Below are 21,450 nucleotides of genomic sequence, written 5' to 3' on the forward strand. Positions count from 1 at the left end.
GTCATGCCTCTTTCGGGTTGTCGCCTGCGAAGGTCTCATCGGCACGGATGCGCGGGCCGACTCCAGGCGGTGGGCTGCTGTACCGCACGGGGGTGCGGCTGAAGGTGATGGGGTTGGCTACTTGCCTGTGACGAATGCCGTCACTCTCGATCTCGATGACGGGATCGAGCTCGAGGCACTCGGCGAACGCGAAGGCCTCAGAGACGGTGTTGATGACCGACGCGGGGATGCCGCGAGCGCGGAAGATCTCGCTCCATTCGGCGGCCGAGCGCTCGGCCAGCGCGCCTTCGAGCAGCGGCAGCAGCTCGGCCCTGTGCGCGACTCGTGCGGCGTTTTCGGCGAACCGCGCATCCGTGGCGATCTCTGGCATGTCGATGGCCTCGGCAAGGGCCGCGAACTGGCGATCGGTGCCGACTGCGAGGGTCATGGCGCGGTCTGCGGTGTGCACGACCTCGTACGGCGCGATGCTCGGGTGCGCGTTGCCCATGCGGGCGGGTTCCGCGCCACCGGCGACGTAGGCCGACGCCTGGTTGACCAGTGCAGAAAGCGCGCTCGAGAGCAGGTTGACCTCGACGTGCTGCCCCTCGCCCGAGCCGCCAGCCCGGTCGCGCTCGATGATGGCCGACAGAATGGCCGTCACGGCATGCAGCCCCGTGATGACGTCGACCAGCGCGACGCCCACCTTCGACGGCTCGCCATCGGTCTCACCCGTGATGCTCATGAGCCCGCTCGCAGCCTGCACGAGCAGGTCGAAGCCAGGCAGGTCGGCGCCGGCTTTGGCGCCGAATCCGGTGATCGAGCAGTAGACGAGCGCCGGATTCTCGCGCTTCAGATCGGCGTACCCGAGGCCGTAGCGGTCGAGCGTGCCCGCACGTGAGTTCTCGACCACGACGTCGGCCTGACGCGCGAGCCTGCGCAGCGCATCTGCGTCGTCGGGGTCGCTGAGCGATGCGGTGACCGATCGCTTGTTGCGATTCACGGATGCGAAGTACGTCGAGGTGCCGTCTTCGGCTTTCGGGGGTGCCCAGGCGCGGGTCTCGTCTCCGATTCCGGGTCGCTCGACCTTGATTACCTCGGCGCCCATGTCGGCGAGCAGCATCGTGGCGTACGGGCCCGCGAGCACGCGGGACAGATCGAGGATGCGCACTCCGTCGAGCGCACCAGGGGGATACTGCATGGGATTCCTGTCTACTGCTGGGTGCCGTGATCGCGCTGGTCGTCGCTGCGCGCATCCGCTTCTGCAGAACCGGCCTGGTCTGTGCCTGCTTCGCGAGCGAAGTGCTCGTGGTGCCGGATGACCTCGCCGACGACGAAACTCAGAAACTTCTCGGCGAAGGCCGGGTCGAGGCCGGAGTCGCTCGCGAGCTGGCGCAGCCGCTGAATCTGGCGGTCTTCGCGCGCAAGGTCTGAGGGCGGCATCGTGTGCTGTGCCTTCAGACGCCCCACGGCCTGCGTCAGCTTGAATCGCTCGGCAAGCGTGTGGATGAGGATCGCATCGAGATTGTCGATGCTGTCGCGGTAGCGGAACAGGGCCTCGCGCGGGTCTTCACTCATGCCCCCAGCCTACTTGGGTCGGCCGCGCGGATGACTCTTCTGGCCGTTTCAGCACTTCTCAGCCAACGGCCAGTAATCTGATCACCATGCCCGACCCTGCCGCCGACGCACCCGCGCGCAGTCAGCGACGACTCTCGCCGGGTCGAGTGCGCGGCGTGATGGCACTGTTCGTGGGGCTGCACTCGCTCAGCCTGCTGGCCTTGTGGCCCACGATCGCACGCGGCGAGGCCCTCGGCGACCTCGTGCTCTACCGCGACTGGGCGGTCAACGCGTTTCGCGGCGACGAGATCATGGGCATCACCACCGACTGGGTGTACCCGCTCATGGCCTGGCTGCCGATCGGCGTCGCCAACCTCTTCGGGCCCAACGCGTACCAGATCGTGTGGTTCGCGATGGTGACCATCCTGAACTTCTTCGCGACCGCGCTGCTCCTGCGCGCATCCGCCGACGCACGCCATCCGTATGCCGCCTTTGTCTGGCTCGGCACGATCGCGGTGCTCTCGCCCGTCGCGATGCTGCGCCTCGAGGGCGTCGTCGCACCCGTCGTGGTGATGGCGCTGCTGGTGCTCTCGCGGTTTCCGTTCATCGCCGGCGTGATGCTGGCCGTCGCCACCTGGATCAAGGTGTGGCCGGCCGCTGTGATCGCCGCGGTCGTGGCCGCTCGCCGCGGGGCCGGGCGCATCATTCCGGCGGGCATCATCGTCACGGCGGGCATCACCGTCGTCGCTTCGCTCACCGGCGGGCTCAGCCACCTCATGAGCTTCCTGTCTCTGCAGACGAGCCGCGCGCTGCAGATCGAATCGCCGCTCGCGACGATTCCGATGGTACTCGACGGCCTGGGCGGCTCGGGCTTCTACCAGTACTACAACAAGGTGCTGCTGACGACTGAGCTCGGCGGGCCCGTGCCCGAGCTGGTCGCCGCGATCTCGACCTGGCTGCTGGTCGCGGTGATCGTGACGGTTGCCGTGATCATCTGGCTGCAGGGCCGCCGCGGCGTCGACACGCGCCAGCTCATGCTCACCGGCGCTCTCGCCCTCGCCACGGCGCTCTTCGTGCTCAACAAGGTCGGCTCGCCGCAGTTCATGCTGTGGATTCTGCCGATCGTCGTCGTTGGCATGGTCACCACCGATTCGTGGTGGAGCCGCCCCGCGATGCTCACGGTCGCCGCGAGCGTGCTGACGACAATCGTGTTTCCGCTGATGTATCCGCTGCTGCTGCAGGTGCATCTGCTGCCGATTCTGATCCTCGCGGCCCGCAACGCGCTGCTGGTGTGGCTGCTCGTGATCGCCGTGATCCGGCTGGTCAGGTTCAAGACGCTGTGTCCTGCGACTGGGGATTCGGGGGACGGTTGTGGAGGCGATTCTGGGACGTTCGCAGGGTCGGATGCCGTGGCCGCCAGCGAAACTGCCTCTGGTGCTGAGGCGGGCAAGGGTGCAAAGATAGCCGATACTGACGGCAGCGCTGCCGCCGACGCAGAAGCCGACGATGCTTCTGCGCACCATGCCGCCTCACGAAGCGGCGCCTCTTCGGAACCTGCCTAGCCGCGCATCCGTTCGCCGTTTCACGCGAGCACGTGCCACCTGAGCCTCTCGATTCGCAGAATCCCGCGCTTCTCGCAAGAAAGCATGGTCATAAGATGGCAGAGATTCTGCCGATCGAGAGAAGGACGTGGTGGTGTTGCACGCACAGTTGGAGCCGGTCTATGCCGAGCTGTTGATGCGAAATGCTGGCGAGGTCGAATTTCACCAGGCCGCCTTCGAAGTGCTCGAGAGCCTCGGGCCGGTGGTCGACAAGCACCCGCAGTATGCCGACGAAGGCATCATCCGCAGACTGTGTGAGCCTGAGCGACAGATCATCTTCAGGATTCCGTGGGTCGACGATCGCGGCACCGTGCACGTGAACCGCGGCTTTCGCGTGCAGTTCAACTCGGCGCTCGGCCCCTACAAGGGCGGCCTGCGCTTTCACCCGAGCGTCTACCTCGGCATCATCAAGTTTCTGGGCTTCGAGCAGATCTTCAAGAACTCGCTGACCGGCCTGCCGATCGGCGGGGGCAAGGGCGGCTCTGACTTCGACCCCAAGGGCCGCTCCGACGGCGAGATCATGCGCTTCTGCCAGTCGTTCATCACCGAGCTGGCGCGCCACATCGGCGAGTATGTCGACGTGCCCGCGGGCGACATCGGCGTGGGCGGCCGCGAGATCGGCTACATGTTCGGCCAGTACAAGCGCATGACGAACCGCTGGGAGTCGGGCGTCATCACCGGCAAGGGCCTCGACTGGGGCGGCTCGCGCGTGCGCACCGAGGCCACCGGATACGGCACCGTCTACTACCTGCGCGAGATGATGCGACACCAGAACGCCGACTTCGACGGCATGCGCTGCGTCGTGTCGGGCTCGGGCAACGTCGCGATCTACGCGATCGAGAAGGTGCACGCGCTGGGCGGCAAGGTGATCGCCGCGTCTGACTCGGCCGGATACATCGTCGACGAAGACGGCATCGACCTCGAGCTGATGAAGCAGCTCAAGGAGGTCGAGCGGGCGCGCATCTCGGAGTACGCAGTGCGCAAGCCGTCAGCCCGGTACGTGGCCGGAGGGTCGATCTGGGATGTTCCGTGCGACGCAGCCCTGCCCTGCGCGACGCAGAATGAGCTCGACGACAACGGAGCGAAGGCTCTGCTGGCCGGCGGATGCAAGTACGTGGTCGAAGGAGCGAACATGCCGTGCACGCCCCGCGCGATCGAGCTGTTCAAGCAGGCGGATGTGCGGTTCGGCCCCGGCAAGGCCGTCAACGCTGGCGGCGTGGCCACCTCGGCACTTGAGATGCAGCAGAACGCATCGCGCGACTCGTGGACCTTCGAGTACACCGAGCAGCGCCTCGAGCACATCATGACCGACATCTACAAGCGCTGCGCAGAAACTGCCGAGGAATACGGCAAGCCCGGCGACCTGGTTGCGGGGGCGAACATTGCAGGCTTCCTGCGGGTTGCGGGCGCGATGGATGCGCTGGGGGTTGTGTAGGGCTGGCTCTGACTCACCCACAAGATGGAAAAGTCCCGTTGAGATGGCATCTCGCCGCGACTTTTCCATCCAGCGGCGCCCACGCATCCGTCCAAGGAGAGTTACGCAGATAAAGGCATGTGCTTCACCTGCGCAACTCTCCTCGCGGCACCCACAGGCGCCGCCACAACCTCTAGATCAGGTCGTGCACCTGCACAATGGCATCGCGGTCAGCACCCACGCCGATGGCTGAGATGCGTGAGCCGGAGCACTCCTCGAGGAACCGCACGTACGCCTGAGCATTCGCCGGCAGATCGTCAAAGGTGCGAGCGCCCGAGATGTCTTCACTCCAGCCGGGCAGCATCTCGTACACCGGCTTCGCGTGGTGGAAGTCACTCTGCGACAGCGGCATCTCATCGAAGCGCTTTCCGTCGACCTCATACGCGACGCACACCGGAATCTGCTCGATGCCCGTCAACACGTCGAGCTTCGTCAGCACGATGTCGGTCAGCCCGTTGATGCGGCTCGCGTAGCGCGTGATGACCGCGTCGTACCAGCCGGTGCGGCGCGGGCGGCCCGTCGTGGTGCCGAACTCGCCGCCGTTGTTGCGCAGCGTGTCGCCCCACTCGTCGAACAGCTCGGTCGGGAACGGCCCCGAGCCCACACGCGTCGTGTACGCCTTGACGACGCCGACGATGCGGTCGAGCTTCGCAGGCGCGACACCCGAGCCGGCAGCAGCGCCAGCCGAGGTGGTCGTCGACGAGGTCACGAAGGGGTAGGTGCCGTAGTCGATGTCGAGCATCATGGCCTGGCCGGCTTCGAACACGACGTTCTTGCCGTCTTCGAGGGCGTTGTGCAGCTCGAGCGCGGTGTCGCCGACCATCGGGCGCAGACGCTCGACGTGACGGGTGAGGTCGTCGTAGACCTCGTCGACCGTGACCGCGCGGCGGTTGTAGATCTTGGTGAGCATGTGGTTCTTGGTGTCGAGCGCACCCTCGATCTTCTGGCGCAGAATCGACTCGTCGAACAGGTCTTGCACACGGATGCCCAGACGGTTCACCTTGTCGGCATACGTCGGGCCGATGCCGCGGCCGGTCGTGCCGATCGAGCGCTTGCCGAGGAACCTCTCGGTGACTTTGTCGAGCGTGCGGTGATACGACGTGATGACGTGGGCGTTCGACGAGATGCGCAGCTTCGACACGTCGACGCCACGGGCCTCAAGCGCGTCGAGCTCTTCGAAGAGCACGTCGATGTCGATCACCACGCCATTGCCGATGACGGGCACGACACCCTTCGTCAGAATGCCCGACGGAAGCAGGTGCAGCGCATACTTCTCGTCGCCGACGACGACAGTGTGGCCGGCGTTGTTGCCGCCGTTGAATTTGACGACGTAGTCAGTGCGACTGGCGAGCAGGTCAGTTGCCTTGCCCTTGCCTTCGTCGCCCCACTGGACGCCTACGATCACGATTCCGGGCATGCGAGACCCCCTTGAAGTTGCAAACCTCCGACAGTCTATCGAGCAGCGGAGGCGACCGCCCTCTCCAACGACATCGAGGGACTGAAGACGACACGTTCGAAGCCCACCATCAGCATGGCACCGAACACGGCGGCCGCGTCAGAGACCGAGCTTTCGCGCCCGTCGCGCACCAGCGCATCCTGCAGGGTGCTGAAGAACACATCGCGCTGCGCAGCGAGTGACTCGTTCCACGGCCGGTCGAGCCGGAACATCTCAGTCGCGACGACCTTGCCAGCGGCCGGGTGCTCGTCGATCCCCATCAGAAACGCGCGCACTACGGTGGCCACGGCCGTGCCGTCTGCAGCGTTGTTCAAGGCAGCACGGATGCGCAGAGCAGCACGTTCAAGCGCGTCAGTGATGAGCAGCGAGTACATGGCCTCTTTTGACTCGAAGTTGTAATAGACGCTGCCCTTGGCCACGCCTGCTGCCGACGCGATCTCGTCGACCGTCGTCGCCGAGATGCCTTTGGCAGCTGCCAGCTCGGCCGCGGCGTCGAGCACCTTCTGTCTCGAGACATTCGGACGCGCCATGACATACTCCTGATAGTTATTGCACTGACTGGTCAGTTCATAATAGCATGGGGCAATCAGCAACGACCCGGCGCAGCTAGCCGCGAAAGGAAGCCACACAGCATGCGAGTCGAGATCCGCGAAGTCACGAAGGGCACCTCGCTGCCCCCGACCACCGCACACTTCGCCTCGGGCAGCGTCACGCGCGTTGTAGCCGAAACCGAGCAGCGACCGACCGTACTCGGCCTCATCGCCACCGGTCGGATGAAGCCCGAGACCGGAACCGTCACGATCGACAGCACCGAAAGCCGGCGTCAGCTCCGACGTCGAATCGCCCTCGTCGACGCCCCCGGCATCAGCGAACCCGAGCCCAACGTGACCCTTGGCGGTGCCATCGCAGAAGAACTGATGTACGCGGGACGCCCCAGCAATCCTGTCGCTGCCCGGCTGTGGGCGAGGAGCATGAACATGCTCGACTCGTTCGACCTGCCGATCTCAGACGTAGACCCCGGCACGCGCATCCGAGCCCTCGTCGAACTCGCCGCCCTGCGAACGAACGACGACAAGACACCGATTGGGGGCATCGTGCTCGTGAGTCCCGACCGTCACGGCGGCGACCCCCACGAGTGGATGCGCATCGCCGGACTCATGGCAGACCGCGGCCTCGCCGTGCTCATCATTGCAGGCAGTGCTGCCGACCTGCTGCTCACCGAACACTCAGACACCTCGAAGGCCAAAGCATGAAGCTCCCACAGCTGGCGCTCGCCGAACTGCGCCGCCTCACCGCAACCCCCATGTCGCGCCTCGCACTGCTCGCGCTGGCGATCGTGCCGCTGCTATACGGCGGCATCTACCTCTGGGCAAACCAAGACCCCTACAGCAACCTCGACCAGGTGCCCGCGGCGCTCGTGGTCGAAGACACAGGGCACGGATCCGGCGACGATCGTCAGAACGTCGGACAGGACGTGGCCGAGAACGTGATCGAAGACGGCTCGTTCGACTGGCACCTTGTCAACGCGGAAGAGGCAGCGGCCGGTGTCGACAACGGCGACTACGACTTCTCGCTGACCCTGCCGAAGACGTTTACCGAAGATCTGCTTTCGGCATCGGGCGATAACCCGCGCGCGGCCACGATCGTTCTGACGACCAACGACGCCAACAGCTACCTCGCCTCGACGATTGGTGGGCAGGCCGTCAACCGCATTCAGGCGCAGGTGCGTGAGCAGGTGGGCGAAGAGGCCGCGGTCAGGATGCTCACCTCGATTCAGCAGATTCGCGAAGGCATGGTCGAGGCGGCAGACGGGGCCCAGCAGCTGACCGACGGCCTGAGCACCGCAGAGTCGGGCGCGGCAGATCTCGCTGACGGCACAGCGCAGCTCGCCGACGGAGCAGCCGAGCTTCGAGACGGTGCCGCCACGCTGACCGACGGCGCCCAGCAGGTCGCAGACGGCAACGCACGCATCGCGGCGGCGGGCACCGAGGTTGCGTCAGTGACGGGCGACCTCGCCAACAGCGTCGACGGCACGCGTGCCGACATCGTGCAGAGGCTTGAAGCGTCTGGACTCACGGATGCGCAGATCGCCGAGGTCATGCAGCCCCTGGATGCGCTCGGTCAAGACATCCGTGACGGCAACGGGCGCGTGCAGGAGGCCAACGGCCAGCTGCAGCAGCTCGCCGGCGGCGCGCAACAGGTGGCCGATGGGGCCGCCCAGCTGCGTGACGGTGCCGGCCAGCTCACCACCGGAGCCGAAGAAGCCACCGATGGCGCCGACACGCTACACAGCGGCATCGCCGATCTGCACACCGGTGCCGCGCAGCTGCAGAACGGGCTCGACGACGGTGTTGCGCGCATCCCCGCCGCTTCTGACGAGCAAATTCGCGAGCAGGCCGGCACGATTTCGGCACCCGTGCAGACCGACACCGAATCGGTCACGACCGCAGGCACGTACGGTGCTGGCCTCGCGCCGTTCTTTGTTGCGCTCGCCGCCTGGATCGGCATCTACGCGCTGATGCTCATCATCAAGCCGTTTTCGAAGCGCGCGATTACGGCCCTGCGAAGTCCGCTGCGCGTCGGCGCTGCGGCATGGATCACACCCTCGTTCTTCGGCGTGCTGCAGATGACCGCACTGTTCGGTGTCATCGCGGTGTGGCTGGGCTTCAACATCGAGATGCCCGGGGCGACGCTTGGCCTCATGATGCTCTCGTCGGTCACGTTCGCCGCGATCATCGTTGCTCTCAACGTGTGGCTCGGCAGCGTCGGGCAGTTCCTTGGCCTCGTGCTGATGGTGTTGCAGCTGGTCGTTGCCGGCGGAACCTTCCCGTGGCAGACGCTGCCCGGGCCGCTCGCTGCGTTGCACCACCTCGTGCCAATGTCGTACACGGTCGACGGGCTCCGGCAGGTCATGTATGGCGGCAACATGGCAGCGGCCCAGACAGACGCACTCGTGCTGCTCGGGTTCTTGGTCGCGGCCTTCGCGCTGATCGTCGCAGGTAGCGCCCGCATGATGCATCACCGCACCATGCGCGACCTCCAACCGAGCCTCATTGGGTAGTTCGAGCAGGGCACTGCGGCCCGAACGTAGTCAAATAGCCGGAGACAGGGCGATTTAGGCCCTGTCTCCGGCTATCTGCTCGAAAAAAACTACGTTCGGGACACGCCGGCGGTTTCAACCTGGCCTGTGACGGCCTCATCCTCGTCTTCGTCAGCGTCGTCGTTGTAGGCGACGCCTTCACGCTTGGCGTTGTAGAGCTCGAGGTCGAGGATGCCCTCGCGCTTGGCGACAATGGTCGGCACGAGCGCCTGGCCTGCGACGTTGAGGGCGGTGCGGCCCATGTCGAGGATCGGGTCGATTGCGAGCAGCAGGCCCACGCCTTCAAGTGGCAGGCCGAGCGTCGACAGCGTGAGCGTCAGCATGACTGTGGCTCCGGTCGTGCCCGCGGTGGCCGCCGAGCCGACGATCGACACGAACGCGATCATCACATACTGCCAGGCCGAAAGGTCGATGCCGAAGAACTGGGCGACGAAGATCGCGGCGATGGCTGGGTAGATTGCCGCGCATCCGTCCATTTTGGTCGTCGACCCGAACGGAACCGCAAACGACGCATACGAGCGGGGCACGCCGAGGTTGCGCTCGGTCACGCGCTGCGTGAGCGGCAGCGTGCCGATCGACGAGCGGCTCACGAAGCCCAGCTGCACCGCTGGCCAGACGCCCGAGAAGAACTGGCGAACCGAGAGTCCGTGCAGTTTCACGATCGCGGGGTACACCACGAGGAACACGAGCGCGAGTCCGATGTAGATCGCGATGGCGAACCAGCCGAGCGAGGTGAGGCTCTCCCAGCCATACTGCACGACCGCGTTGCCGATAAGGCCGAGGGTGCCGATGGGTGCAATGCGGATGATCCACCACAGCACGCGCTGGATGATCTTCAGCGCCGACTCGGTCACCTGCAGGAATGGTTCGGCTTTCTTGCCGACCTTGAGTGCTGCGATGCCGATCGCGAACGAGACGACGATGACCTGCAGCACGTTGAAGCCGACGGATGCGGTGATCGAGCCGTCGTCAGCGGCGGATGCGGAGGCACTGAGTCCGAAGGCGTTCGTCGGCACCAGCCCGGTCAGGAAGTCAAGCCAGCCGCCGACCCTGCTGGGCTCGCCAGCCTCGAGGGCGCTGGAGTCTGCATTGGCGCCTGGGCGGATGACGCTGCCGAGGAGAATGCCGATGCCGACCGAAATCGCGGCTGTGATCGCGAACCAGAGCAGCGTCTGGCCGGCGAGGCGAGCTGCGTTCTGCACGCGGCGGAGGCGAGCGATGGAGGCGATGATCGCGGTGAAGATCAGCGGGATCACGGCGGCGCGCAACAGCGAGACGAACGAGGATCCGATGATCGAGAGGGTCTGGGCGAGCCAGTTGTCGGTGCCTTCGGCGCTCTGGCCGATGTCGCGGGCGACCAGGCCCAGAACGACGCCGAGCACGAGGGCCAGGGCGATCTGGAATCCGAAGGACTTGAGGACGGTGATGAACTTGCTGGGAGCGCGCTCGGTCTCGGCGCGAGTGGTTTCAGACACAGGTGTGGGGTGCTTTCTACGAGGTAGCGCTTATTTATACCTCCCATAAGCACGGCTTTGCAAGCTCGCGACGAAATGTGACGCTACGTGACTCGCAGTCGAGGTCGGCAAATATAGTCAGCCGCAGTAGAGGCAGCCCCAGCCGCGTCAGCCGAAGAACTGCACCCAGGTGTCCCACGCGAGCTTTGCGATCAGGATCACCAGCACCACCAGAAACACCTTGCGCACAAAGCTGTTGCCATTCGCGACGGCCATCCGCGCGCCCAGCAGCCCGCCCGCGATGTTCGCAACCGCCATCGCCAGCCCGAGCACCAGCAGAATCTCGCCGTGGATGCCGTAGACCACGATCGCCGCCAGATTGGTCGTGAGATTCGCGACCTTCGCATTGACGCTCGCCTGCAGAAATCCGTAGCCGAGCATCGCGACGATCAGGATCACGAAGAACGACCCGGTGCCCGGCCCGAGCACACCGTCGTAGAAGCCCACGATCAAACCGATCACGCCCGAGCGCCACGCGACAGCGAGCCGACCCTCGTGCTTGGGCTCATGGTGCAGCCCCAGCTGCGGCTTCGCGAACGTGTAGATCGCGACGGCGACCACAGCCACGAGCACCACCGGCGTCAGCACCTCGCGCGGCAGATACCGCGACACTGCAGCCCCGCCCGTCGACCCGCCATAGGCGCCCACGATCAGCGGCAGCAGCATCACCAGATGCACCTTGATCTTGCGCAGATACACCCAGCTCGCCGACAGCGTGCCCGCAAACGACGACAGCTTGTTCGTGCCGAGAATGTACGGCGTGCCGATGTCCTGCGGCACACCGATGACGAGCGCGGGCAGCTGGATCAGCCCTCCCCCGCCGACGACTGCGTCGATCCAGCCGGCGAAGCCTGCCGCCACGACCAGCATCACGAGCACCGCGATCGAGACGGGAAGCCAGTCGGCGATCATGGAGGCATCGGGCACGGTTCGATCATGCTCCAGTCACGGGCAACGCGCCAATCGGCCACGGCCGCCATCAGGCGGGGCCGCGGCCGAGCAGCTCGAAGTCGTCTACGCCTGGCGTCGGCGCAGCATGGTGCCGACAGCGATCGCCACGACGGCGGCAGCCGCGAGCGCGATCAGCGTCCAGCCGGCGAAGCCCGTGTTGGGCAGGTCGTCGTCAGCGCCCGTGCCGTCGCTGTCTGACGACGCGTCAGGGTCAGCGGGGTCGGATGGGTCGGTCGAGCCGGTCGGGTCGGTTTCAGTCGGCTCGGGGTCGGTGGGATCCGTGGGCTGAGTCGGGTCAGAAGGGTCCGGCTCGGTCGGCTCAGAAGGGTCCGGGTCGGAAGGATCCTCGCGCGGCAGCAGCGGCGCCACGTAGCGGTTGTCGTCGGCCGTCGCGAGCGCGATGTCGTACTCCCCCTCGGGCAGGTCGACCGAGAACGCGTGCTCACCCGAGCCATCAAGCACCGCCTGCTCGACGAACGCGATGTCGTCGCCAGTCGGCTCAGCCGCCGTGCCGGCGTCGACGATGAGGATCGAGAGCTGGTCGTCCTCAAGCGCCACGTCGTACTGCACCGTCACATCGATGACGCCCTCCGAGGCCTCAGCACTGTGGCTGATCGGCCCATCAGACACACCATCCTCAGCAAGCGCAGGCGCAGCGGCGCCGCCGACCATCAGCGCAGCGACTCCGGCTGCGACGAGCATCTTGCGAATCATTGCGTTCACTTTCCTTCTCCTGCGGTCTGCAGCATCGGGCGCTGCTCGCTGTCGTTCCACTGCCAGATGCTGTCGAAGTCCCACCCGAGGCCGTCACTCCAGGTCGCCTGGTCCTGTGCCTCTGCGGCGGCCTTCGCCTCGCCGTTGATCGATTCGGGGCCCTCTTCATCCAGCGACTGCCCGGTCATCACGGTCGTGTCGACCGCGTAGTTGTTCTCGAGTGTGGCGTTCTCCGTGCCGAGCTCGCGGGCGACGACGCGGTGTGCATAGCTGCTGGCGGTCACCGACGAGTTCAGCGCGAACACTCCGCGGATCGTCGTGCCCTCATACGAGTAGCCCGAGATGCCGCCTGCGTTCATGTTGCCCTCGACTTCGACAGCTCCGGTTGCGTAGACGCGCTCGGTGATGCTGCCGCGACCGGTGATGCCCGCCACTCCGCCTGCCTGACGCCCGGCGTTCGCCGTCACGTCTGCCAGCGAGTACGAGTCGCGGATCTCGCCGTTCAGGTACCCGACCACACCGCCGACGGTCGTCGGTCCTGTGATCTGACCCGAGGTCCAGACCCGCTCAACGAGACCATCGACATTGTCTGCGAGCAGACCGACGTTCTTGGTCGTTGTCGTCACGCTCGCGTCGGCCAGGCCGAGGTCGCGCACGGTTCCGACAACGTTCTTGAAGAGCCCGCCATCGACCGACGAGTAGCCCGTCAGCTGGTGGCCGGCGCCGTCGAAGACTCCCGTGAATCCGCTGGGCGCGAGCTGCGCGGCCGTGACGCCAGTCAGGTCGATCGAGCCTGCGAGGCGGTACGACTCGGCCGAGAACTCGGTCACCTGCTGCAGGTCGTCAGCGGTCTCGATCAGGTAGAAGCCGTCGGCGTCCTGCTCGAGGTCGGGCTGCGGCTCGGGTGGCAGCGGCGGCTCGGGCTCGCCCGTGTAGTCCTCGGATGCGGTGAGCAGCGTCGGGCGCTGAGCGTCAGAGTTCCACTCCCACACCGTGTCGAAGTCAAATCCGAGCTGCCCGGTGTAGAACGACGTGTCACGTGCCTGGTGAGCCGTTGCGGTCGCGCCCATCCAGTTGGTCGCTGCCGGCGCATCCGTGTTCGACACGACGCTCGCCTCGAGCGTCTCGACAGCCCAGAGGTTGTCGAGCGTCGCCGTGTTGCCCGAGAGCACGCGGCCGAGCACGCGGTGGGCGTACGAGGATGCCGTCACCTTGTCGCCCAGCGCGATCACGCTGTCGATGACGGTGCCCGTGTAGGCGTAGCCGACGACGCCGCCGATGTTGCGGGTTCCGGCTGTGACGTCGCCCGTGGCGTAGACCGTGCTGGTCTCAGAGCCAGCAAGCGCAACACCCACGGCACCGCCTGCTTCAGTCGTGCGTGTGTGCACGTCTGCAGTCGAGTATCCGTCTGTGAGTGTGCCGCCCAGGTCGCCGAACAGGCCGCCGACTCGGCTCTGGCCCTCGATCGACCCGGTCGAGTAGACCCGCTCGTTCACACCGTGGCTGGCGTTGGCGATCAGGCCCACGGTCGCGCGGTCTGCGACCACGTTCGCGTCGACGACGCCGAGGTCGCGGATCTCGCCGAGCGACATCGCGATCAGGCCGCCCTGCGTCGAGGTCAGGCCCGAGATGCTGTGGCCTGCGCCGTCGAGCACACCCTGGAACGGCGTGTAGAGCGCCAGCGGCGACCAGTCGGCGATCGACGAGAGGTCGATGTCGGCTGTCAGCACGAACTTCTCGGTCGGGAACGCGTCGATCAGCTGCAGGTCGTCGGCAGTCGCGAGCTCGTAGAACCCGTGCTCGTTCTGCTCGGCGTCGGGCTTCTGCTCGGTGACGTTCTCTGCGGTCTGCTGCAGCACGGGGCGCTCGAGTTCGGCGTCCCAGGCCCAGACCGACTCGAAGTCCCAGCCCAGCTGGTCGCTGTAGGTCACCTGCTGCGCAGCCGCCTCTGCAGTGACCACGTGGCCCTTCAGGTTGTCGGCTGCGGGTGCGTCGGCGAGTGACTCAACAGCGATGTAGCTGCTGTCGACCGCCATGTTGTTGGTGAGGTCTGCGACGTTGCCCGCGAGCACTCGGCCGACGACCGCGTGTGCGTACTGCGGCGCCATGACGGTCGCGTTGAGCGACATGACGTTCTCGACCCGGGTCTCGGTGTAGCCGTAGCCGACCACGCCTCCGACGTTGCGCGCTGCCGCGCTGACGTTGCCCGTCGAGTAGACGTTCGCGGTGGTCGAGCCGGTGAGGCCGACGCCGACGACGCCGCCCGCTTCGGTCTTGGTCGAGTGCACGTTCGCAAGCGAGTACGAATCCTGCACGACGCCTTCGGAGTCACCGACGATGCCGCCGATGCGTCCGTTGCCCGAGATGTTTCCGGCCGTCCAGACCCGCTCGATGAGGCCCGTGTTGTAGTCGACGAGGATGCCGGCGGTTCCGCCGGTCGCTGCCACGTCGCCCACCGAGACTCCCACGTTGCGAATCTCGCCCTCGTTGGCCACGAACAGGCCTGCGCCCGTTGCGTCCTCTGCAGGTGCGTAGCCGGTGATCGTGTGGCCCTGGCCGTCGAAGACGCCCGAGAACGGCACGGTGTCGCCGAGCTGCTCGCGCGGGCTGCCGTCGAGCTCGAGGTCGTTCATGAGCGCGAAGTGGCCGGCGGGGTCGATCTTCATCGTCTCGAAGTCGGCCCACGAGGTGATCTCGTAGGGGTCCTCGGCGGTTCCGTCGCCGGCGACCGCAGTGCGAAGCTGCTCGGCCTCCTGCAGCGGCACGCCGCTCGCGAGCGAGTCCCACAGGAACACGCGCAGCGTCATGTCTGACTCGACCGTCATCGGCTCGTCGAACGCGAGGAACTGCTCGCCGCCCGAGTGATCGAGCTCGACGTCGAGTGCGCGCGACTCGAGCACCTGCGTGCCTGTCACGTCGTAGGTCGCGGCGACAGCGGTGAGGCCGTCGCGAGCGCCTTCGTAGCTCAGGAAGCCGAGGCCGTTCAGCGCAGCGTCTTCGATGTCAGCCGAGCTCATGCGCCAGGTGCCCGCGGGCTTGGCGAGGGTGAACGCGTCGACTGTCTCGCCGTCGATCGTGTACGTGCTCATGGTGAGCCCCGCATCCGTCACCTGCAGCGCCGAGCCCATCTGGATGTCGCGGTCTTCGACTACGTCGTCCCACCAGTACTCGGTGTTGTCGTAGAACTTGGGGCCCGACGAGCCCATCGTGACGTAGCGCACGGCCTCTGCCTGCTTCTCGGCGTCGGTGATGAGTGCGCCGTCGAGAATGTCAGAGCGCTTGTACACGTGGTCGTGACCGGCGATGTAGAGGTCGACGCCGAGCTGCTCGAGCGCTGCGCTGACCGATGCGCGACCCGAGCTCATGCCCGCGTCTGATGCGTGGCTGCCGCCGAAGTACGAGAAGTGGCCGAGCACGACCTTCCAAGTCTTGTCGGTGGCTCGCATGTCGTCGACCAGCCAGTCGAGCTGCGTCTGCAGGTCGTAGTTCGAGTTGATCACCGAGAAGTGGATGTCGCCCTCATCGAACGAGTAGTTCGACTCACCGATCTCGCTGCCGTTCTTCGGGGTGTTGAACATGCCCGAGAAGATCGCGTTGCGCTCCGGCGACAGGGGCAGGTTGAACTCCTTGTCGCCGTAGGTCTCGTGGTTGCCGACCATCGGTGCGACCCTGAGGCCGAGCTCGTCGATCACCTCTTCGCCGAGCTGGTACCAGTACTCGCCGCGGCCCGCGTTGTCGACGAAGTCGCCGACCTGCACCATCGTGGTGCCGCCGGGCTGCTGCGCCTTGACCTGCTCGAGCGTCTGGTTGAAGAGGTCGAGCTCCTCGGGCTTCTGGCTGCTCACCTGCAGGTCGCCCATGACGTACACGGGGGCGTTCTCATCGGATGCGGGGCCTGCGAACGTGCCGCGCGCATCCGTCCATGGTCCGTCGGGTGAGACGCCAAAGCGGAACTCGTACTCGGTGCCCGCCTCGAGTCCGTCGAACGTGAACTCCTGCGAGCGCAGCGGCTGGCCGGTGATCTGGTCGTAGTAGTCGGCTGCCTCGGTGCCGATGACGTTCATCTCGAACAGGTCGGCCGACGTGTTCTCGACCGTCTTCGCGCTGCCCCAGTCGACGCCGACGGGCTTCACCTGAGCCCAGGTCTGCTCGATCTGGGGGTCGGTGAGCACGGATGCGCCGGCCGAGTCTTCGGTCGCGCCGACAGAGATCGAGGGGGTTCCGTACTGGAAGACGCCGTTGACGTCGAGCGTGTCTGCTGCCACCTGAATGCGCCGCATCTCGGCAGACGTGCTGCCCAGCGCATCCGTCGACTTCGTGACGATGAAATGGTCGGTGTACGACGAGATCTCGAACGCGCCGTCGGTGACTGCGACCTCGCCGGCCGAGTTGTAGACGATCTGCTCGACCGAGGGGGTGACGTTGCTGTCGTCGGTCGCTGTGGCCTCGGGCAGGGCGATCGTGTCGCCGAACGCTGCGGTCTCGGCAACAGGCGCGACCGTGATCTCAGGTGCGAAGTTGGTGCCCGCGGTGGTCTCGCCGACCCAGGCGGGGGCCGAGATCAGCTCGTCGCCGTCTTCCTGGATGGCCTTGACCCAGAAGTAGTCGCCGTCAGCCGCGTCGACCGTCGTCTCGAAGTCGGTTGCGCCGGCCACGTCGAACTCGTGCACCGCCTTGCCCTCGTTCGTGTAGACGACGACCGAGCTGAGCGCCTCGCCGTCTGCGTCGGTGAGCGCGATCTTGAGGTCGAGCTCTGCCGTGTCAGCGGGCAGGATCGAGCCCATCATCTGCTCGTTCGCCTCGAACATGAGCTGCGCGTTGTCGTCGAAGCTGGCGTAGACGCTGCGGTCGCGCATTGCGTCGTAGAGGCCGTCGATCGTCTGCTCTTCAGCCCAGACGCCCGTGAGCGCCGCGTTGCCGGTGCCCCAGGTCGGGCGGTGGTCGTCGCCAGACCAGGTCGGCGCGACGTGCCAGCCGGCGTCGAGCGCTGCGACGTAGGTGTCGAAGTAGTTGACGCTCTTGTACTCGATCAGCTGCATGCTGGCGTCGGCCTGCGGCGTGAGGTGTGCAAAGCCGTCCCAGTCGCCGTGCGACGAAGCCGGGTGGTTGAACATGCCGATCGCCTCGGGGTCGAGGCCCAGGCGCGCGAAGACCGTCACCTGGTCGTACATGACGTTGCCCGTGCCCCAGACGCCGCCCGAGCCCTCGCTCTTGGCGGTGACGCGCCAGTCGGCATTGAAGATGTTCATGTGGCCCGTGTTGTTGTACCAGGTGACCTCTTCGCCGATGAGGGCCTGCATCTCGTTGGGCTGGCTGTTCCAGTCGGCGGCCTCCTGGTGCGCGAACTTCCACTCGGCCGACTCGGCGTCGCGCCAGTCGCCGATGAAGTCGTCGGTGTTGCGGATGTCGTAGGTGACGTCGTGCTCGGTGATGCCGAAGAAGTCGAGGTCGGTGTTGTTCTCGACGTGGTTGAACGCGTCGATCGGCATGAGCTGACCGTCGCTGAGTGACGTGTGCGAGTGGAACTCTGCCGTGTAGTGCTGCTTGCCGAGATGGGGCTCTGCCTGCTGGGGCTGCTGGGCCTGGTTGGGCTGCTGGGCTTGGGCGTTCACCTCCCCGCCGATGAGGAGCGCGCCGGCGACTGCTAGTGCAGTGACGGCTGCGACGGATGAGCGGATGGGTTTGCCGAGCACGCGCACAGAACGACCTTTGAGTTGTAAGCCTGGGGGAACGCGTGCAAACGTAAGCACGCAAAGTGTCTTGCACGTGAACCCCGATTGAACTCAGGTCGATGTGTTTTGCTCAGCCGGACTTGTGCTTTCAGTTGCGGCTGGGTTTCAGGCTGTCAATGCCGAGGCTCAGGCGCCTTGCGCGTGCACCCGCACCCATTCGTGCATCACGATCGCGGCCGCTGCCGCCGCGTTGAGCGACCTCGTCGATCCGAACTGCCTGATGACGACGGCGCTGTCTGCGGCGGCGACCGCCTCGGGGCTCAGGCCCGGCCCCTCCTGCCCGAACAGCAGCACGCACGCCTCGGGCAGGGCGCGCTGTTCGACGGGCACGGCATCTGGAAGCGTGTCGACTGCCACGATCGGCAGTGCATTGTCGGATGCCCAGCTTGCAAACCCAGCAACCGTTTCGTGGTGGTGCACATCGAGGTATCTGTCGGTCACCATTGCCCCGCGCCGGTTCCAGCGCTTGCGGCCGATGACGTGCACGCCGGCGGCGTTGAACGCGTTTGCGGTGCGCACGATCGAGCCGATGTTGAAGTCGTGCTGCCAGTTCTCGATCGCCACGTGAAAGCCGTGCCGCTGCGTGTCGAGGTCTGCCTTGATGGCCTCGAGCGACCAGTAGCGGTAGTGGTCGACCACGTTGCGCCTGTCGCCCGCAGCCAGCAGCTCTTCGTCGTACCGCGCATCCGCCGGCCATTCGCCCTGCCACGGGCCGACGCCGACTTCATACTCCTGCTCACTCATCCCCCCAAAATAGTCGAAAAACTCTGGTGTTTGACCGTCAAACACCAGAGTTTTTCGACACTAGCGGTGGGCTTCGAGTGCGTCGCCGGTGAGGCGCATGGTGTCCCAGCCGTCCATCGGGAAGGCGCCGAGCGAACGGTAGAACGCGATCGACGGCTCGTTCCACTGCAGCACGCTCCACTCGACGCGCTGGTAGCCGCGCTCGGTGGCGATCTCGGCGAGGTTCACGAGCAGCGCCTTGCCGAGGCCGCTGCCGCGCGCATCCTGTCGCACGTAGAGGTCTTCGAGGTAGATGCCGTGGGTGCCCTCCCACGTCGAGTAGTTGAGAAACCACAGCGAGAAGCCGTCGATGCGGCGGCCGCTGCCCTCTTCGGCGTCGGCGACGTGCGCGAACAGCGCCGGGTTCTCGCCAAAGAGCTGGCCGTGCAGGGTCTCGGGCGTGAGCTTCACGGCATCAGGTTCGCGCTCGTATACGGCGAGCTCGATGACGAGGTCGACGATCTCTGCGACGTCGTCGGGAGTGGCTTCACGGATGCGCGGGTGCATGCGCATCACAGTATCGCGGTCAGGCGGCCGCGGGTGCTGCTGGGGCCGGGCCCGCGAGTGCTGCGACAGCGGCTTTGTCGAGCTTGTAGATGTCCCAGTCGCTCATGGGGCCTGCGCCCTGCGAGACGTAGAACTGGGCGCCCGAGACGTTCGACTTCAGCACCATCCACTGGATGTGGCCGTACTGGTGCTCGTCGGCGATCACGGCGAGGTTGCGCAGCAGTGCCTTGCCGGCACCGGTGCCGCGCGACTCGGGGCGCACGTAGAGGTCTTCGAGATGCATGACCTCGCTGCCCTCCCACGGCGAGAACGCGGCGTACCAGAGCGAGTAGCCGTTGAGGCTGTGGGGCGCGTCGGCCGGAGCCTCGACGACGCGTGCCGTGAGCGGCGATGTGCCGCTGAAGATCTGGTCGGCGAGCTGCTGCTCGGTGACCGTGACGCGGTCGCGCTCACCGTGATATTCGGCGAGGTCGCGGATCATCTCGAGCAGCTCAGGAATGTCGTCCTGGGTCGCCGCGCGGATGACGGGCTCGTGGACAGCTGACTCAGTGATGGTTCGTTGCATATCAACGACGGTACACGCGTGGTTCTTGCGCCGTAACCCCTTTTGCGCTCGCTACTGGCAGATTCGCACATTTAGTGCGCCAGCCCATCCGATCGCGCAAAACCATGCTGAACTACTGTGGAGTCATGCGAACCCTTGCTGACGTAGAGTGCTGGCTCACCGACATGGATGGCGTGCTCGTGCACGAGAACAAGGCCCTGCCCGGAGCCGCTGATCTGATTCAGCAGTGGCTCGACCGGGGCACCGAGTTTCTCGTGCTGACGAACAACTCGATGTTCACCCCGCGCGACCTCGCTGCGCGCCTTCGAACCTCGGGCCTCGACGTTCCCGAGGAGCGCATCTGGACGAGCGCGAATGCGACCGCCGAGTTTCTGAAGCAGCAGAAGTCTGACGGCACGGCGTACGTGATCGGGCAGGCGGGCATTATCACGGCGCTGCACGACGCCGGGTTCACGATGACCGACAACGACCCCGAGTTCGTGGTGGTCGGCGAGACCCGCTCGTACTCGTTCGAGTCGATCACGCAGGCGATCAGGCTCATCGACCGCGGTGCGCGCTTCATCTCGACGAACCCCGATGCGACCGGGCCCTCGCCCGACGGCATCATGCCCGCGACCGGCGCGATCAACGCGCTGATCACGAAGGCGACCGGCCGCGAGCCCTACATCGTGGGCAAGCCGAACCCGATGATGTTCAGGTCGGCGCTGAACCAGATCGGCGCGCACTCTGAGGTGACGGGCATGATCGGCGACCGCATGGACACCGACATCATCGCCGGCATGGAGGCCGGACTGCACACGGTGCTGGTGACGACGGGCATCTCGACGCGTGAGTCGATTGAGAAGTATCCGTTCAGGCCCAATGAGATTCTCGATGGGGTGTTCGAGCTCGTTGACTAACAGGTGATGCTCGGGTGATCGGAAGGTGGCGTCGAGCCGCCGCAAGTACCTTCTAGGCATGACCCGCCGCCTGACCGCACTCGCCGCAGCTGCCGCCCTGCTGCTCACCGCATCCTCCTGCTCCACTGACCAGACCGGCCCCGGCAGCCCGCCCGTCGCCGTCGAAGTCGGGTCGACGTATGCCGAGTGGAACGAGGGCGAGTCGCCCGAGCTGTCGGATGCGCTGGCCGACTACATGGACGACCAGCCCGAGTCGCTGCTCATCGGCAGTGAGGACCAGTGGCAGGAGTGGCTGGGCGAGCTGTCGCCGCCGCTCGACGAGCAGGTGTTTCCGCATCGGCCGAACTTCAGCGAGTCGGTGATCGTCGTCGGCTCCTACTTCGACTGCTTGACCGATGCGAAGGTGCTTGCCAGCGGCGACACGGTGCTGAAGTTCGTGACGCCCACTGAATCCGAAGCCGACGTGGTCGAGTGCGACGGTGCGCCTCGCGTGGTGCTGCTGACCCTCGTCGAGTTCGAAGAGATCGGCGTCGAGACTGCCGACGACATCACCCTCAACACCGACTGATGTTGCGAAGAACGCACCGGTTTGACTGTCAAACCGGTGCGTTCTTCGCAACA

The 21,450-nt window shown here is 65.8% G+C and carries 17 protein-coding genes; 6 read left to right on the top strand and 11 right to left on the bottom strand.

Going from position 1 to position 21,450, the window contains the following annotated elements:
* Nucleotide 1 precedes the first annotated feature (1 nt).
* Complete coding sequence (locus CZ674_RS07785; protein WP_086991955.1) at nt 2-1,177, bottom strand: CaiB/BaiF CoA transferase family protein; 1,176 nt, start codon at nt 1,175-1,177, stop codon at nt 2-4.
* 11 nt (nt 1,178-1,188) lie between these two features.
* Nucleotides 1,189-1,554, bottom strand: coding sequence for a chorismate mutase (locus CZ674_RS07790; RefSeq protein WP_086991956.1), 366 nt, complete (start codon nt 1,552-1,554; stop codon nt 1,189-1,191).
* Nucleotides 1,555-1,640: 86 nt separating this feature from the next.
* Here CZ674_RS07790 and CZ674_RS07795 point away from each other — a divergent pair, with 86 nt between their 5' ends.
* A complete protein-coding gene (locus tag CZ674_RS07795) occupies nt 1,641-3,095 on the top strand; it encodes a glycosyltransferase 87 family protein (RefSeq protein ID WP_086991957.1) in 1,455 nt (484 codons plus the stop codon).
* 136 nt (nt 3,096-3,231) lie between these two features.
* Nucleotides 3,232-4,569, top strand: coding sequence for an NADP-specific glutamate dehydrogenase (gene gdhA / locus CZ674_RS07800; RefSeq protein ID WP_200810068.1), 1,338 nt, complete (start codon nt 3,232-3,234; stop codon nt 4,567-4,569).
* A gap of 172 nt (nt 4,570-4,741) precedes the next feature.
* Here gdhA and CZ674_RS07805 read toward each other — a convergent pair whose 3' ends face one another.
* Complete coding sequence (locus CZ674_RS07805) at nt 4,742-6,025, bottom strand: adenylosuccinate synthase (protein WP_086991959.1); 1,284 nt, start codon at nt 6,023-6,025, stop codon at nt 4,742-4,744.
* Nucleotides 6,026-6,060: 35 nt separating this feature from the next.
* A complete protein-coding gene (locus tag CZ674_RS07810; protein WP_086991960.1) occupies nt 6,061-6,594 on the bottom strand; it encodes a TetR/AcrR family transcriptional regulator in 534 nt (177 codons plus the stop codon).
* A 102-nt stretch (nt 6,595-6,696) separates the two neighbouring features.
* Here CZ674_RS07810 and CZ674_RS07815 point away from each other — a divergent pair, with 102 nt between their 5' ends.
* Both CZ674_RS07815 and CZ674_RS07820 read left to right on the top strand, forming a co-directional pair.
* The gene (locus CZ674_RS07815) at nt 6,697-7,317 is read left to right on the top strand and encodes a hypothetical protein (protein WP_086991961.1); all 621 of its coding nucleotides are present in this window, start codon (nt 6,697-6,699) and stop codon (nt 7,315-7,317) included.
* A complete protein-coding gene (locus CZ674_RS07820; RefSeq protein ID WP_086991962.1) occupies nt 7,314-9,125 on the top strand; it encodes a YhgE/Pip domain-containing protein in 1,812 nt (603 codons plus the stop codon). The genes CZ674_RS07815 and CZ674_RS07820 overlap by 4 nt, the downstream gene beginning before the upstream one ends.
* A gap of 89 nt (nt 9,126-9,214) precedes the next feature.
* On the opposite strand, the gene CZ674_RS07825 is transcribed toward CZ674_RS07820, so the two are convergent.
* From CZ674_RS07825 to CZ674_RS07855, 7 genes are all read right to left on the bottom strand, one after another.
* Nucleotides 9,215-10,639, bottom strand: a complete 1,425-nt coding sequence (locus tag CZ674_RS07825) for a dicarboxylate/amino acid:cation symporter (protein ID WP_086991963.1) — start codon at nt 10,637-10,639, stop codon at nt 9,215-9,217.
* A 147-nt stretch (nt 10,640-10,786) separates the two neighbouring features.
* Nucleotides 10,787-11,590 carry a TSUP family transporter gene (locus CZ674_RS07830; RefSeq protein WP_086991964.1) on the bottom strand — a complete coding sequence of 268 codons (804 nt, stop codon included), beginning with the start codon at nt 11,588-11,590 and terminating at the stop codon, nt 10,787-10,789.
* 102 nt (nt 11,591-11,692) lie between these two features.
* Nucleotides 11,693-12,352 (bottom strand): hypothetical protein, encoded by a 660-nt coding sequence (locus CZ674_RS07835; protein ID WP_086991965.1) that lies wholly within the window; start codon nt 12,350-12,352, stop codon nt 11,693-11,695.
* Nucleotides 12,349-18,036, bottom strand: coding sequence for a metallophosphoesterase (locus CZ674_RS07840; protein WP_143244690.1), 5,688 nt, complete (start codon nt 18,034-18,036; stop codon nt 12,349-12,351). The genes CZ674_RS07835 and CZ674_RS07840 overlap by 4 nt, the downstream gene beginning before the upstream one ends.
* A gap of 165 nt (nt 18,037-18,201) precedes the next feature.
* Complete coding sequence (locus tag CZ674_RS07845; protein ID WP_086991967.1) at nt 18,202-18,819, bottom strand: TrmH family RNA methyltransferase; 618 nt, start codon at nt 18,817-18,819, stop codon at nt 18,202-18,204.
* A 60-nt stretch (nt 18,820-18,879) separates the two neighbouring features.
* Entirely contained in the window at nt 18,880-19,365 is a 486-nt protein-coding gene (locus CZ674_RS07850) for a GNAT family N-acetyltransferase (RefSeq protein ID WP_086992052.1), read from the bottom strand.
* A gap of 19 nt (nt 19,366-19,384) precedes the next feature.
* A complete protein-coding gene (locus CZ674_RS07855) occupies nt 19,385-19,930 on the bottom strand; it encodes a GNAT family N-acetyltransferase (protein ID WP_086991968.1) in 546 nt (181 codons plus the stop codon).
* A 125-nt stretch (nt 19,931-20,055) separates the two neighbouring features.
* Between CZ674_RS07855 and CZ674_RS07860 the strand changes: the two genes are divergently transcribed.
* Complete coding sequence (locus CZ674_RS07860; RefSeq protein WP_086991969.1) at nt 20,056-20,829, top strand: HAD-IIA family hydrolase; 774 nt, start codon at nt 20,056-20,058, stop codon at nt 20,827-20,829.
* 58 nt (nt 20,830-20,887) lie between these two features.
* Entirely contained in the window at nt 20,888-21,397 is a 510-nt protein-coding gene (locus tag CZ674_RS07865) for a hypothetical protein (RefSeq protein ID WP_086991970.1), read from the top strand.
* Nucleotides 21,398-21,450: the final 53 nt, after the last annotated feature.

The organism is Agrococcus casei LMG 22410 (assembly GCF_900163565.1).
Lineage (GTDB): Bacteria > Actinomycetota > Actinomycetes > Actinomycetales > Microbacteriaceae > Agrococcus > Agrococcus casei.

Bases quoted from the DNA above. Each gene is read 5' to 3' on its own strand.
- CZ674_RS07785 (WP_086991955.1), bottom strand. From the start codon at position 1,177: ATGCAGTATCCCCCTGGTGCGCTCGACGGAGTGCGCATCCTCGATCTG.
- CZ674_RS07790 (WP_086991956.1), bottom strand. From the start codon at position 1,554: ATGAGTGAAGACCCGCGCGAGGCCCTGTTCCGCTACCGCGACAGCATC.
- CZ674_RS07795 (WP_086991957.1), top strand. From the start codon at position 1,641: ATGCCCGACCCTGCCGCCGACGCACCCGCGCGCAGTCAGCGACGACTC.
- CZ674_RS07805 (WP_086991959.1), bottom strand. From the start codon at position 6,025: ATGCCCGGAATCGTGATCGTAGGCGTCCAGTGGGGCGACGAAGGCAAG.
- CZ674_RS07810 (WP_086991960.1), bottom strand. From the start codon at position 6,594: ATGGCGCGTCCGAATGTCTCGAGACAGAAGGTGCTCGACGCCGCGGCC.
- CZ674_RS07815 (WP_086991961.1), top strand. From the start codon at position 6,697: ATGCGAGTCGAGATCCGCGAAGTCACGAAGGGCACCTCGCTGCCCCCG.
- CZ674_RS07820 (WP_086991962.1), top strand. From the start codon at position 7,314: ATGAAGCTCCCACAGCTGGCGCTCGCCGAACTGCGCCGCCTCACCGCA.
- CZ674_RS07830 (WP_086991964.1), bottom strand. From the start codon at position 11,590: ATGATCGCCGACTGGCTTCCCGTCTCGATCGCGGTGCTCGTGATGCTG.
- CZ674_RS07845 (WP_086991967.1), bottom strand. From the start codon at position 18,819: ATGAGTGAGCAGGAGTATGAAGTCGGCGTCGGCCCGTGGCAGGGCGAA.
- CZ674_RS07850 (WP_086992052.1), bottom strand. From the start codon at position 19,365: ATGCACCCGCGCATCCGTGAAGCCACTCCCGACGACGTCGCAGAGATC.
- CZ674_RS07855 (WP_086991968.1), bottom strand. From the start codon at position 19,930: ATGCAACGAACCATCACTGAGTCAGCTGTCCACGAGCCCGTCATCCGC.
- CZ674_RS07860 (WP_086991969.1), top strand. From the start codon at position 20,056: ATGCGAACCCTTGCTGACGTAGAGTGCTGGCTCACCGACATGGATGGC.
- CZ674_RS07865 (WP_086991970.1), top strand. From the start codon at position 20,888: ATGACCCGCCGCCTGACCGCACTCGCCGCAGCTGCCGCCCTGCTGCTC.